13 protein-coding genes are annotated in these 13,257 nt (G+C 69.5%); 6 read left to right on the top strand and 7 right to left on the bottom strand.

Annotated features, from left to right (window positions below; all coding sequences use genetic code 11):
• Window positions 1-141 precede the first annotated feature (141 nt).
• The 5 genes from AC07OD_RS26145 to kefC all read right to left on the bottom strand — a co-directional run bounded on the left by AC07OD_RS26145 (window position 142) and on the right by kefC (window position 6,999).
• Entirely contained in the window at window positions 142-513 is a 372-nt protein-coding gene (locus AC07OD_RS26145; RefSeq protein WP_494598372.1) for a hypothetical protein, read from the bottom strand.
• Complete coding sequence (locus tag AC07OD_RS26140) at window positions 510-1,367, bottom strand: hypothetical protein (RefSeq protein ID WP_494598371.1); 858 nt, start codon at window positions 1,365-1,367, stop codon at window positions 510-512. Before AC07OD_RS26140 ends, AC07OD_RS26145 begins: the two co-directional genes overlap by 4 nt.
• A gap of 47 nt (window positions 1,368-1,414) precedes the next feature.
• Window positions 1,415-2,572 (bottom strand): PepSY-associated TM helix domain-containing protein, encoded by a 1,158-nt coding sequence (locus tag AC07OD_RS26135; protein ID WP_494598370.1) that lies wholly within the window; start codon window positions 2,570-2,572, stop codon window positions 1,415-1,417.
• Between the two features lie 34 nt (window positions 2,573-2,606).
• Window positions 2,607-4,799 (bottom strand): TonB-dependent siderophore receptor, encoded by a 2,193-nt coding sequence (locus tag AC07OD_RS26130; protein ID WP_494598369.1) that lies wholly within the window; start codon window positions 4,797-4,799, stop codon window positions 2,607-2,609.
• Window positions 4,800-5,091: 292 nt separating this feature from the next.
• Window positions 5,092-6,999, bottom strand: coding sequence for a glutathione-regulated potassium-efflux system protein KefC (gene kefC, locus AC07OD_RS26125; RefSeq protein WP_492253802.1), 1,908 nt, complete (start codon window positions 6,997-6,999; stop codon window positions 5,092-5,094).
• 249 nt (window positions 7,000-7,248) lie between these two features.
• Between kefC and AC07OD_RS26120 the strand changes: the two genes are divergently transcribed.
• From AC07OD_RS26120 to AC07OD_RS26105, 4 genes are all read left to right on the top strand, one after another.
• Window positions 7,249-7,887 carry a LysE family translocator gene (locus AC07OD_RS26120; RefSeq protein ID WP_494598368.1) on the top strand — a complete coding sequence of 213 codons (639 nt, stop codon included), beginning with the start codon at window positions 7,249-7,251 and terminating at the stop codon, window positions 7,885-7,887.
• A 119-nt stretch (window positions 7,888-8,006) separates the two neighbouring features.
• Window positions 8,007-8,627 carry a nucleotide-binding protein gene (locus tag AC07OD_RS26115; RefSeq protein ID WP_218295956.1) on the top strand — a complete coding sequence of 207 codons (621 nt, stop codon included), beginning with the start codon at window positions 8,007-8,009 and terminating at the stop codon, window positions 8,625-8,627.
• A 177-nt stretch (window positions 8,628-8,804) separates the two neighbouring features.
• Window positions 8,805-9,269, top strand: coding sequence for a MaoC family dehydratase (locus AC07OD_RS26110; protein ID WP_094291360.1), 465 nt, complete (start codon window positions 8,805-8,807; stop codon window positions 9,267-9,269).
• A 32-nt stretch (window positions 9,270-9,301) separates the two neighbouring features.
• The gene (locus tag AC07OD_RS26105) at window positions 9,302-10,243 is read left to right on the top strand and encodes a LysR family transcriptional regulator (RefSeq protein WP_218295955.1); all 942 of its coding nucleotides are present in this window, start codon (window positions 9,302-9,304) and stop codon (window positions 10,241-10,243) included.
• Window positions 10,244-10,327: 84 nt separating this feature from the next.
• Here the strand turns inward: AC07OD_RS26105 and AC07OD_RS26100 are convergent, their stop codons facing one another.
• A complete protein-coding gene (locus tag AC07OD_RS26100) occupies window positions 10,328-10,855 on the bottom strand; it encodes a tRNA (cytidine(34)-2'-O)-methyltransferase (RefSeq protein WP_494598367.1) in 528 nt (175 codons plus the stop codon).
• A 62-nt stretch (window positions 10,856-10,917) separates the two neighbouring features.
• The gene (locus AC07OD_RS26095; RefSeq protein ID WP_218295953.1) at window positions 10,918-11,640 is read right to left on the bottom strand and encodes a ComF family protein; all 723 of its coding nucleotides are present in this window, start codon (window positions 11,638-11,640) and stop codon (window positions 10,918-10,920) included.
• A 26-nt stretch (window positions 11,641-11,666) separates the two neighbouring features.
• Here AC07OD_RS26095 and AC07OD_RS26090 point away from each other — a divergent pair, with 26 nt between their 5' ends.
• Together AC07OD_RS26090 and AC07OD_RS26085 are read left to right on the top strand one after the other, a co-directional pair.
• Window positions 11,667-12,569: a biotin synthase gene (locus tag AC07OD_RS26090; RefSeq protein ID WP_494598366.1), complete on the top strand. Its 903-nt coding sequence runs from the start codon at window positions 11,667-11,669 to the stop codon at window positions 12,567-12,569.
• Window positions 12,570-12,722: 153 nt separating this feature from the next.
• Entirely contained in the window at window positions 12,723-13,199 is a 477-nt protein-coding gene (locus AC07OD_RS26085) for a DUF2244 domain-containing protein (RefSeq protein ID WP_218295951.1), read from the top strand.
• Window positions 13,200-13,257: the final 58 nt, after the last annotated feature.

The following is a 13,257-nucleotide window of genomic DNA, read 5'->3' as shown; positions in this document are numbered from 1 at the left end:
GGCGGCGGCGTGCGGCGCCTGCCTGTGTGGCCTTTTGCTATTGAATGTATAGCTATTGGCGCTTGTTGGCAAAGCGCCGGGGCCTGTTTTCATCTGAAAAAAACAATGCACCGGCGCCCCAGGGTGCCGCGCGCCGGGGCTTCAGGGCGCCGCACCCCACGCCCGAAGCAGCTGCCAGGCCAGCGCCAGCCCACAGCCCGTGGCGCCCAGCGCGCCCAGGCGGCGGCTCCAGCGCAGGCTTGCGGCGGGCCACTGGTTCATCGCCAGCACCAGCAGCCAGCCCAGCACCATCCATGCCGCCACCACCAGCGCCAGCCCCGCGGCCAGCCCGGCCGCCGCCGTGGCCGCCAGGGCCTGCAGCGCCAGCGTGCCCAGGGCCACGGCCCAGCTGCGCAGCGATGTCGGCGCGGCGGCCGCGCCGTCCCCCCAGGCGCGGGTGGGGACCGCGCGCGCCCAGGTGGTCAGCGCCGTCAGCGAGGCCAGCGCGGCACACACACCGGTGAGTTCGTTCATGCGGCCTCCGGAGGGCGGTGGTCTGGGGCCGGGGCGGGCGCGTGGCGTGCCCCATGGCCCGCCCGCCGCCAGCGCAGCGCCCGCCGCACGCGCAGCAGCAGCAGCGGCGCGCCCGCAGCCAGGGCGCACAGCACAGACGCCACCGCCCACTGCGCGAGCCCGGCCTTGGCCGCCAGGCCGCCATAGGCCAGCGCGGCCAGCGCCCACAGCAGCGCGGTGGCGCGGGGCGCCCAGTGGCGCAGCGTGGCGGCGGGCAGGGCCACGAAGAAGGCGAGCAGCAGGCCCAGCATGCCCGAGGACCGCGCGGGTTCGGTGGCCACGATGTGGGCCAGGCGGAACGATTCCAGCGCCAGCAGGCCGCTCAGCCAGAAGGGCAGGTGCGCAGGCACACCGCATCGGGGCCATCCGCGCGGATGCCAGCGCGGGCGGGGGGCGATGGGGTGCGCCGCCGTGCCCGAGGTGGCCACGGCGGTGTGGCGCGCGGGTTTGCGCCGGTGCGCCTGCACCCGCTGCGGCCCGATGAAGGCGGCGATGCCCGCACACGCCAGGCCCACGGCCACCAGGCTGGCGCCCATGCCCAGGGCCTGCGCGCTGCCCAGCACCAGCCCCACGGTGCCGGCCACGGCCAGCATCGCGCCCGCACCGCACAGCGCCACCCGCCACAGCGCGAGCGCGCGCAGGGCCCAGGCGGCGGCCACCGACATCAGCAGCCACGCCCCGACGAGTACCCACACCGCCCACACCGGGCGCTGCGCCAGCGACGGCAGGCCCGCCGGCCCCCACAGGTGCACGAACAACGCCACGGTGAGCGCGGCGGGCGTGGTGGCGTGCAGGGCCAGGAAGAAGCGTTGCATGGTGCGGGCGGGAGAAACCAGAAAAGAAGGGGGAAACGAGGCGGGGCTCATCCCGCCGCCGCGATCCCGCTGGCCGATGCGCCCTGCGCGGCCTCGGCCTCGCGCCGGCGCTGCTGGCGCGCATCGAGCCAGATCAAGGTGCCCGAGATCGACAGGAACGCGGGCGTCATGCCCAGGAAGAAATACAGCCACTTGAGCGCCAGCCCGCCGAAGTCGCCAAAGTGCAGCGGCTCCATGAGGCCGTTGACCAGCGACCAGAATCCCGCCGTGCGCGGGTCGTGCACCTTCCTGGGCACGCCGGTGGCGGCGTGGATGTCCACCCGCGCGGTGCTGGCCAGGTGGCCGCCCAGGTTGCCGGTGAAGCTGGCCTCGGCGGTGTCGGTGCCCCAGCGGCGCATCGACACGTAGCGCGCCTCCAGCCCCGGCACGGCCTGCTGCGCGGTGGCGTACAGGGCATCCAGCGACTGCATGCGCACGGGCTCGGCGGCATCGCCAGCGGCCTTGCGCGCGGGCTTGGCGGTGGCTGCGGCTTCGGTGCTGCTGGTGGTCACGTATTTGTAGCCCTGCTCGAACAGCGGCGCCAGGCCCATCCAGGCCCCCGTGGTGGCGATCAGGATGTGAAAGCCCAGGCCCCAGATGCCCGCGGACTTGTGCAGGTCGGACATCACCACGCGAAAGCTGCGGCCCCAGCGCTGGGTGAACAGCTCGGCCAGGATCTTGCGGTGGATGACGATGCCCGTGACGATGAGCACCAGCATCGCGGCGCCCAGAAAGCCCACGATCCAGCGCGGCCCGAAGAACAGGAACACGTGCAGCATGCGCAGGTACTGGCCGAGCTGGCTGTCCACCGGGCCCACCACCGTGCCCGTGTCCGAGCGCAGGGCCACCTTGGTGCGCGTGCTGGCCGGCGCGCCGCGCTCGCGCACGAAGGCGAAGTAGCTCGGGTTGACCGCGTCGGGCAGCGCGATGGTCTCCACCGTGGCGCCGGGGTAGCGGGTGTGCAGCTGCGTCAGCACCGCATCGAGCGACGCGGGCGTCGCAGAGCGCGGCAGCTGCGCCAGCGACGGGTTGGCCCACAGGTCGATCTCGTTCTTGAACACCACCACCGCGCCCGAGAAGCACACGATGAACATCAGCAGCCCCGTGACGATGCCCGCCCAGGAGTGCAGGACGAAAAGGCGGTTCAGGGTGCGCTGGCTGGTCATGGTCGGCTCGCGGTGGCGGGGTGATGGCGCGGCGTCAGAAGAAGTACGTCACGCCCAGGTTGAAGCTGCGCGGCAACGCGGGCGAGACCACGTTGGCGTTGATCGCGCCGTCGTAGTACGCCTTGTTGAACACGTTCTTCACCCCCGCCGTCACGCGGTAGTTGTCGCCCGCGTAGCTGATGGACGCATCGGCCACCACATACGACGGCAGCGTGAAGGGATACGAGCCGATCTGCTCGCTGACGTAGCGCCCGCCCATGCCCAGCGTGATGCGCTGGTGCTGCGGCAGCTTGTAGGTGGCCCAGGCCGTGAGCGTGTGGCGCGGCGTGAGGTTCAGCGGCAGGCCCACGATGGCGGCGTTGTTGTCGCGCGTGACCTTGGTTTGCGTGTAGGTGTAGGCGCTGGTCAGCTTCCAGCCGTTCTTCATGTCCGCGCCCAGCTCCACCTCCAGGCCGCGCGCGCGCTGCTGGCCGGTCTGCACGCTGAAGCCGGTGTTCACCGGGTCGGCGGTGGTCACGTTCTCGCGCACCAGGTCGAAGACCGCCAGCGCGCCGGTGATCTGGCCGCCCGGCGCCTCGTATTTCACACCGGCTTCCCACTGCTTGCCGGTCTCGGGCACGAAGGGCGTGCCGTTGAAGGCCAGCCCCGAGGTCGGCAAGAAGGACTCGCCGTAGCTGCCGTACGCGGCCCAGCCGGGCTTGAACTCATACACCAGGCCGGCGGACAGCGTGGTGGCGCTGTCCTTCTGGCGTGTCTGCGTGTTGGCCACGCGGTTGTTCGTGTCGTTGGTGGGCCAGTCGCGGCGCAGGCCCACCAGGGCCGTCCAGCCCTGGCCGAACTTGATCTGGTCCTGCGCATACAGCCCGGCCACGGTGAGCTTGGCGGGCGCGTCGCTGGTCAGCGCCGTGGGGCAGGTGGCCTGCATGCCGTAGACGGGCGCGAACAAGTCCAGCGCGCCGATGCGGCAGGTGCGGCTGGCCAGCAGGCTGTGGCCGCTGCGCACGTCCAGGCCCGTGACGAGCTGGTGCTTGGCGCCCAGCGCCTCGAAGCGCGTGAGCATCGAGGTGTCGGTGGCCAGCAGGTCATAGTCCATGTACTGGCGCGACGCCTGGCGGTTCTGCAGCCGCTGGTTGGCCTGCAGCGCCTGGTTGGAGACGAAGTTGCCCGTGCCCTTCTCGGTCTCGTAGCGCACGTTCTGGCGGAACGTCATCGCGTCGGACACCTTGTGCTCCAGCGCATAGCCCAGCGTGGTGCTCTCCACGTCGTACACGCCAAAGGCAGGATCGCCCGTGAACAGCGTGCGCGACAGGGTGCCGTTGCGGTTGGGCAGCAGCGTGCCGTAGGGCGTGATGCCCTGCTGGCGCATCCACTCGCTGCGGCTGTAGGTGGCGAACAGCACCAGGTCGGTCTGCGCGCCCAGGTCGATGGACAGCGACGGGGCGAACCACCGGTCCTTGCGGTAGACGAACTGCGTGGGGTCGTCGGCGTTGGACACCTGGGCATTGATGCGCAGCGCCGTCTTGCCCGATTCGGACAGCGGCTTGTTCACGTCGGCCTGCAGCGTGCGCTGGCCGAAGCTGCCCACCTCCACGCCCACTTCGTTGATCGCGTCTTTCTTGGGCCGCTTGCTCACCGCGTTGACGATGCCGCCGGGCTGCACCTGGCCGTAGAGCACCGAGGCCGAGCCCTTGAGCACCTCGAAGCGCTCGTAGCCGTAGGGCTGCAGCTTGGCCCACATGCCGGGGCTTTGTACCAGGCCGTCGACCAGGATGGATTCGGTGGAGCGAAAGCCCCGGATGTTGATGTCGTCAAAACCCCGGCGCCCGAAGTTGACGGGGCTCACGCCCGCCACGGTCTGCAGCGCCTGCTGCACGTTGGTGATCTGGCGCGACTCCATCTGCTCGCGCGTGACCACGCTCACGGACTGCGGGGTCTCCAGCCGGCGCATGGGCGCCTTGCCGGCGGTCTGGGCCTCGACGGGCGCAAAGCCCATGTCCTTCTCGGTGCTGGCATTGATGCGCACTTCCTGGAGCTGCGGCGCGGCCACCTGGGCGGCGGCCGCCGGTGCATCGGCGTCCTGCTGTGCCACGGCGGCTTGGGCGAGGCACAGGGCCAGCGGGGTCAGGGCAAACACCCCGGCCTTGCGGGCCCAGGGGTACGGGGAGGAAGAGGGGGCGAGCGAAGAGCGCGGCGAGAAACGGGCCGCGCGCGAGGGCTGAAAAGACATGGGAGTCCCGATGGAGAGAAAGCCGAGGGCGGACAAACGCTGAAGGCGCTGGCTCGCGTGGCTTTTCGGGACGCTGGCTGGCAGGAGGGGGTATTCTAATGCGAATAGTTATCGTTTGAGAGGTGGCCATGCAAGCGGCGCCGCAGTGCGCGTTGCGCGGTTCCGCCGGACGGCCAGGCACCGCCGCAAAGACCGACCGCTTGCGGGCGCGCACGACCGTGCTCCCTCCCGCGCGGCAATCGTCGGTCTTTTGCTATTGAATAGATAGCATATGGCGCTTGATACATCAGCGTCAAGGCCTGTTTTTGTCCACATCCTGGGCGCTGACCGCCCCGTCGGCGCTCTGCGGGCTCCCGGGCTCGCCATACCCGGGGTACGCGCCCCCCGCCGCCCCCAGCGCCGCGCTCTCCTGCCGCTCCTTGGCCATCTGCTCGGCGAACTGGTTGCGCCCCTCGCGCGCCACCGCGATGAACTTGGCGCGGTCCTTGTAGTGCGGGTACATGCGGTCGGCCAGGGCGATGTTGTGGGTGCGAAAGCGCCGGGTGATGGCCGTGGCCTCGGCGGGCGCCAGGCCCATCAGTTCCAGCACCGTGTGCGCGCTTTGCAGGCTGGACTCGAACAGTTCGCGCTGCACCAGCGTCACACCCAGGTCGCGCAGCTTGTTCCAGTGCGTGACGTCGCGCGCGCGGGCCACCACCTGCAGCTGGGGGAAGTGTTCGCGGGCAAGCTTGGCGATCTTGAGGGACTGCTCGGCATCGTCCACGGCGATGACCAGGATGCGGGCGTGTTCGGCGCCCGCGATGCGCAGCAGGTCGAGCCGCGTGGCGTCGCCATAGAACACGCGGTAGCCGAAGGTGCGCGCCACTTCCAGCATCTCCACGCTGTGGTCCAGCACGGTGGTGCGCAGGCCCTGGGCCAGCAGCACGCGCGAGACGATCTGCCCGTAGCGGCCGAAGCCCGCGATGATGATGGGCGCCTCCTGGGGCTCGGAGATTTCCTCGGCCCGGGGCTCGGACTTGAGCTGGGCGTAGCGGCGCAGCAGCACGCGGTCCAGCAGCACCAGCAGCAGCGGGCTGATCAGCATCGACAGCGCCACCGCGCCGATGAGCAGCGAGGCCGTCTCGGCCGGGAACACGCTGGCACCGGCGGCGGCCTGGAACACCACGAAAGCGAATTCGCCGCCCTGGGCCAGCAGCAGCGTGAACACCGGGCGCTCCTGGTACGGGATGTTGACCAGCTTGGCCAGCGTGTAGATCACGATGGCCTTGGCCGCGAGGAAGCCGACCAGGATGGCGGCCATGAGGCCCGGCGAGCGCAGGATCACGCCGAAGTCGATGCTCATGCCCACGGCGATGAAGAACAGCCCCAGCAGCAGGCCCTTGAAGGGCTCGATGTCGGCCTCCAGCTCGCGCCGGTACTCGCTGTCGGCCAGCAGCACGCCGGCCAGGAAGGCGCCCAGCGCCATCGACAGGCCCACCATCACCATTAGGTAGGCGATGCCCACCACCAGCAGCAGCGCGGCGGCGGTGAAAATCTCGGGCGTGTTGCTCTTGGCGATCCAGCGCAGCACGGGGCGCAGCAGCAGGCGCCCGCCCAGGATGATGGCGGCGATCACGCCCACGATCTTGAGAACCTCGAGCGCCATCTCGCCCGGCGTGTGGCCCGCGCCGTCGCCCGCAGCGGCGCCCAGCACCGGCAGCAGGGCCAGGATGGGGATGGCCGCCACGTCCTGGAACAGCAAAATCGAAAAGCCCGCCTGCCCGCTCTGGGTGCGCATGAGGTTGCGCTCGGCCAGCGACTGCAGCGCGATCGCCGTGGAGGACAGCGCCAGGCCCAAAGCGCCCACCAGGCTCACGCGCCACGGCAGGCCGGCGAGGGCGCCCAGCGCGAACAGCACGGCCGCGCAGCCCAGCACCTGCGCGGTGCCGGTGCCGAAGATGGGGCGGCGCAGCGCCCACAGGCGGCTCGGTTGCAGCTCCAGCCCCACGAGGAACAGCATCAGCACCACGCCGAATTCGGCGAAGTGCAGGATGTCCTGCACGTTGCTCACCAGCCCCAGGCCCCAGGGCCCGATGGCGATGCCCGCCGCGAGGTAGCCGATGATGGCCCCGAGGCCCAGCGCCTTGGCGATGGGCACGGCCAGCACCGCGGCGGTGAGGTACAGGAAGCCGTAGGTGAGCCAGGTGGGGGCGTGTTCCATAGAGGGGGATGCGGGCGATGGCGTGGGGGAAGGGGCGTCGCGGGGATGCGGGCGTGGGCGTGTCAGGATTCTGGCACCGTCCCGGCGATGTGGAGAGGCTTGCGAGGCATGTTGTTGCGGCGCTTCACTTTTAATAGCATCTGGCGGTGGTGGGACAAGTGCTGGAGGCGCTCTTCGTGCATGCCATGGCGGCGGCGCGGGCGCGTTGTTAAGATGCGTGCCCTTCTCGGATTACAGGCGCGGTGTTTCATGGACTTGCAGACTTGGCTGGCTTTTTTCGCGGCGTCGTGCCTGATCGCGGTGTCGCCGGGCTCGGGGGCCGTGCTGTCGATGAGCCATGGCCTGTCGTTCGGCGTGCGCAAGACGGGCGCCACCATCTTCGGCCTGCAGCTGGGCCTGCTGCTGATCCTGCTGATTGCCGGGGCGGGCGTGGGGTCGCTGCTGCTGGCGTCCGAGGTGGCCTTCAGCGTCGTCAAGGTGCTGGGCGCGTGCTACCTGATCTATGTGGGCTTCAACCAGTGGCGCGCGGGCGACGCATCGCCCGTGCAGGGCGATGAGGAAGCACCGGCGGGCACCTGGCAAAAGCGCTGCCTCACGGGCTTCCTGACCAACGCCACCAACCCCAAGGGCATCATCTTCATGGTGGCCGTGCTGCCCCAGTTCATGACCGACACGCGCCCGCTGTGGGCGCAGCTCCTGGTGATGGCCGCCACCACGGTGACGGTGGACGTGGTGGTGATGCACGGCTACGCTTTCGGGGCCAGCGCCCTGCGCCGCCTGATGCGCAGCGCGCGTGCGGTGCGCGCGCAGAACCGCGTGTTTGGCGGCCTGCTGATGGCGGTGGGCGCGGGGCTGTTCTTCGTCAAGCGTGGCGGCCAGCACGCCTGAGGTGGCCCCAGCGTGTTGCTGATGCTTTGATTTTGATAGCTGCTGGCGCTTGTCCATCAAGCGCCAGGGGCTGATTTGGCTTGTATTTTCATGGATGCGCGGATTCCAAGGAGGTTGTCATGCCAGTAGTTGTTGTCGCCAACCCGAAGGGCGGCGTGGGCAAGTCCACGCTGTCCACCAACATCGCGGGCTACTTTGCCAGCCAGGGGCATCCCGTGATCCTGGGCGACACCGACCGGCAGGAGTCCGCCAGGCTCTGGCTGGGCCTGCGCCCGCCGGCCGCGCGCCCCATCGGCGCCTGGGACGGCCTCAGCTCGGACGTGATCAGCCGCCCGCCCAAGGGCACCACGCACGCGGTGCTTGATACGCCCGCCGGCCTGCACGGCTGGCGCCTGAACGACGTGCTCAAGCTGGCCGACAAGATCATCGTGCCGCTGCAGCCCAGCGTGTTCGACATCTTCGCCACGCGCAGCTTCCTGGACCAGCTGGCCGAGCACCGCCACGCGGCGGGCGTGCCCGTGGGCATCGTGGGCATGCGCGTGGACGCGCGCACCAAGGCCGCCGAGCAACTGCACCACTTCGTGGACAACCTGGGGTTTCCGGTGCTGGGCTACCTGCGCGACACGCAGAACTACATCCACCTGGCGGCGCATGGCCTCACGCTGTTCGACGTGGCGCCGGGCCGTGTGGCGCGCGACCTGGAGCAATGGCAAGGAATCTGTACGTGGCTAGACACATGACCCCCCCTGAGGCGCTGCGCGCCGTCCCCCGAGAGGGACGCCACCCCTGGACTGGCAAAGCCAGATCCACGGTGGCACTGGCCTGGGGAGTGCCAGTTGCTAGCGTTGTGTGCCAGATGGGCGCACGGTGTCCCGTGCCAGACAAGGCGCGCACGGCTGCGGCGCTACATTGGGGTGATGAAAATCTTTCGCTCCTACTCCGAAGTCAGCGCCTGCGTGGGCCAGGAGGTCGCCGTGACCGACTGGATCACCATCACGCAGGAACAGGTCAACCTGTTCGCCCAGGCCACGGGCGACCACCAGTGGATCCACGTGGACCCCGAGCGTGCGAAAGCGGGGCCGTTTGGCGCGCCCATTGCCCACGGGTTTCTCACGCTGTCGCTGATTCCGCAGTTCTTCGAGGCGGGCCTGACCATCGAGGGTGCGCGCATGGGCGTGAACTACGGGCTCAACAAGGTGCGCTTCACCGCGCCGGTGCCGGTGGGCAGCCGCCTGCGCGCGCGCCTCACGCTGCAGGCGGCCGAGCCGGTGGCGCCCGATGGCATGCAGATGACGTGGCTGGTGACCGTGGAACGCGAGGGCAGCGACAAACCCGTGTGCGTGGCCGAATCGCTTGCGAGAAATTTCGGGGCACCCGCCTGAGCCTGGCCGCTCGCGGGCAGGAGGTCTGACCCATGGACCGCCTGCAAGCCATGAAGGTGTTCGAGCGCGTGGTGGAGGAGGGCGGCTTTGCCGCCGCCGCCCGGGCCATGGACATGTCGCCCCCCGTGGTCACCCGCATGGTGGCCGAACTGGAGCAGCACCTGGGCACGCGCCTGCTGCAGCGCACCACCCGCAAGCTGGCCCTCACCGATGCGGGCGATGCCTACCTGCAGCGTGTGCGCACCATCCTGCACGAGATCGATGACGCCGAGGCGGCCGCCGCCGCGAACACGCGCGACCTGCGCGGCACCATCCGCATCGTCGCGGCCCCGGTGCTGGCCACCAACTTCCTGGCGCCCATGGTGGCGCTGTGGCATGCGGAGTTCCCCAAGCTGCTGCTCGACATCGACCTGGACGCCTATGCCTCGGCGCGGGTGGACGAATACGACGTGACCATCATGGTGGCGGGCGAGGACTTCGACGCCAACATCGTGGCGCGCCCGCTGCTGAAGGGCGAGGCCATCGTGGTGGCGTCGCCCGACTACCTGGAACGCAAGGGTATTCCGCGCGAGCCGCAGGACCTGCTGCAGCACGACTACCTGCGCGACTCGGGCATGGCCGCCCGTTCCCAGACGGGGCCTGGCCGCAAGCTGCGCCTGCAATCCCTCTCCGGCAATCTGCCGGCCCAGGAAATCGACATGCCGGCGGTGCTGCAGTCCGTCAGCACCGAGCTGCTGCTGCGCGCGGCGGTGGACGGCGCGGGGGTGGCGGTCACGTCGCGCCTGCTGGCCGAAGAACACCTGGCCCGCGGAGAGCTGGTGCACATCCTGCCCGCGTGGATCTTTTCGCGCTACACCATCTATGCCGCGCTGCCCTCGGGCCGCATGCTGCCCGCGCGCACCAAGGTGTTCCTGGACTTCCTGAGCGAGCAGGTGCCCCTGGCCATGGCCGAACAGCGCGGGCAGGCAGGCTAGCGGGCTGGCTGGGGCGGCGGTTTCCGCTCTGGTGGCCGGGTCATGTTCCCCCGGTCGGCCGCAGGCGGCGATGAACGGCCTGCGTCAGCCCAGCTGGGCGAATCCGCTGATGATGGTGCCTTCTGGCTCGACGGTGATCTCGCCATCGGGCATCGCAAAACTGTTCTGGCGCCAGGCCTCGAACACCGTCACCGCCACGGCGTTGGACAGGTTCAGGCTGCGCTGGCCTGCCACCATCGGCAGCCGCAGGCGCTGCGCGGGTGGGAAGCTGTCGCGCAGCTCGGGTGGAAGACCCCGCGTCTCGGCGCCAAACACCAGCCAGTCGCCCGGCAGGAAACAGGTGGAGTGCACCGGCTGCGAGCCGTGGGTCGTCATGGCGAACATGCGGGAGGGGTCGGGCTGGGCATCGCGCAGGAAGGCGGTCCAGCCGGGGTGGATCTGCACCTGGGCGTACTCGTGGTAGTCGAGCCCCGCACGCCGCATCTGCCTGTCCTCCATCGTGAACCCCAGGGGCTCGATCAGGTGCAGGGTGCACCCGGTGTTGGCCGCCAGGCGAATCACATTCCCGGTGTTGGGCGGGATCTCGGGTTCGACGAGGACGATATGGAACATGCTGGCTATTGTCATCGCCCGGCGTGTGAGTTGAGCAACCGCTCGTAATCAAAAGTATCCCGCTAGTCCAGCCCCGTGCGCGCGAGGACTGCGCAGGTGACATGCGCCACGCCCGCCTCGCGCAGTGCCAGCGTGGCGGCCTGCATCGTGGCGCCCGTGGTCATCACATCGTCGACCAGCACCACGCGCTGGCCCCGCAGGGCCGCCGCATGCGCGGGCTCGATGGCAAACGCACCCCGCAGGTTGCGCAGGCGCTGCGCCCGAGGCAGTCCGCTCTGTGCCTCGCTGGCGTGCAGGCGCAGCAGGGTACGGGTGTCGCTCCTGGGGCCTGCCAGATGCCTTGCGAGGAGCGCGGACTGGTTGAAGCCCCGCTCGCGCAGGCGCTCGGCCGACAGCGGTATCGGCAGCACGCGGTCCGCCGCGTCCAGGGCCGGTTCCATCCAGGGCGTGCTGCGCATCAGCGTGGCCAGGGCCCTGGCCCACCCGGGGTCACCCCGGAACTTGAAGTGCGCGAGCGCGTCGGCCCATGGGTAGGCGTAGTCCACGGCGGCCACGCAGGCATCGAAGCTGGGCGGGCTGTGCACGCAGGCGCCGCAGACGGCGACCCCCGGGGGGACCCGCAGGGCGCAGCGCTGGCAGCGTGTGGCGGGCTGGGCAAAGCGCGCCGCGCAGGCATTGCAGATCCGCTGCGACGGCCATGCGTGGCAGACGGCGCACTGGCTGGGCACCTTGTCCGCCCAGGTGCGAAGAGGGCGCGAAATCCCTAGCAAGCCCGTGAAAAGCATGAATCAATATACTCGCCCGTCCTGCCATGCCCTCCGAGCGTCCCCCCACCATTGATCCCGTTGCTGCGGCCCGCTGGCATGCGGCGGCCCCTGCGTTGTCCCCCTGGCTCCATGAGGAGGTGGCGCGCCGCATGGAGGACCGCCTGCAGTGGATCCGCCAGGCTCCCGAATCGTGGTGCCATTGGGATGCGGTGCGCGGAGGGCTGCACGCACATACGCTGGTGAGCGCACGCTTTCCCAAGGCACGCTGCCAGATCTACGAGACGGCCGCGCATTGCCAGGAGGTGGCGCGGCAGGCCCTGGCCAGGCCCTGGTGGAGTCCCGCCCGCTGGGGCGCCGGCAACCCGCAGCTGGGTGCGCCGGCGGATGCGAGCGTGCAGATGCTCTGGGCCAACATGGCGCTGCACACGGCAGCGGACCCGCAGGCGCTGATCGCGCAATGGCACCGTGCCCTGGCCGTGGATGGCTACCTGATGTTCTCGTGCCTGGGCCCCGACACGCTGCGCGAGCTGCATGCGGTGTACGCCGAGCTGGGCTGGCCTCCTGCCGGGCATGCGTTCACGGACATGCACGACTGGGGGGACATGCTGGTGCACGCGGGCTTTGCCGAGCCTGTGATGGACATGGAGCGCATCACGCTGACCTTCGCCACCCCGCAGCGGCTGGTGCAGGAGTTGCAGGAACTGGGCTGCAACCTGCACCCCGCGCGTTTTGGCGCGCTGCGCGGGCGGCGCTGGCGCGAGCGGCTGTACGAAGCGCTGGCGCACCGGCTGGCGGACCCCGGCAACGCAGGGCAACTGGCGCTGACCTTCGAGATCATCTACGGGCATGCGTTCAAGCCCGCGCCGCGCGTGCGCGTGAGCCCCAGCAGCGCCGTGTCGCTGCAGGACATGCGCACCATGCTGCGACAGGGCGGCAAGGAGAGCTAGTCTGTAACTCCGTGTCAATGACATGGAACAAGGCACGCTACAATTCCGGGTTATTGAGATTTCGGGCATCTTCCCGCGCAACCTTGCAGGCTGCGCCTGTCGCGGCAACGCATGGCAGGCACCTTTCAGCCGGCAGTCTTGTGAGCACTTCTGGTGACGGGCTTGGTTTTTCGTTTTGCCACGGTGTCGGGTCAGCGCATCGACTGGCGTCTCGTTCGCAATTGCTCGGTCACGCCGGCGCAACTGGGTTGGACGTACCTGTCGCTGTGCCTGGTGTCGCTGGGTATCGCGGCTTTCTTCTGGATGCTCGGTGCCCGTCTGGTCATGCCCTTCGCATGGCTCGAAATCGTGGCTGTAGGAATTGCATTCGCCATGTACGGTCGCCATGCGGCGGATGGCGAGAGGATTTCACTGCAGGGCTCGCGCCTCGTGGTGGAACTGGAGACAGCAGGCAAGCTGGAGCGTGCCGAGTTTGACCGGAGCCGGGTTCGCGTAGAACCCAAGACCGGAGACCGTTCGCTGATCATGCTGTCTGCGCAGGGCCGTTCGGTCGAAGTGGGGCGCTACGTGCGCCCCGAGCTTCGGCCGGTCCTGGCATCGGAGATCCGCATGGCCTTGCGCGCCGCCTGACCCCACGCAGGCGCGCGAAAGGGATTGGTTAAATTGAGGCTTAGAAGTAAGTGAGAAC

The organism is Acidovorax sp. GW821-FHT10E03 (genome assembly GCF_059415205.1).
This window is presented reverse-complemented; position numbering and strand designations above follow the sequence as displayed.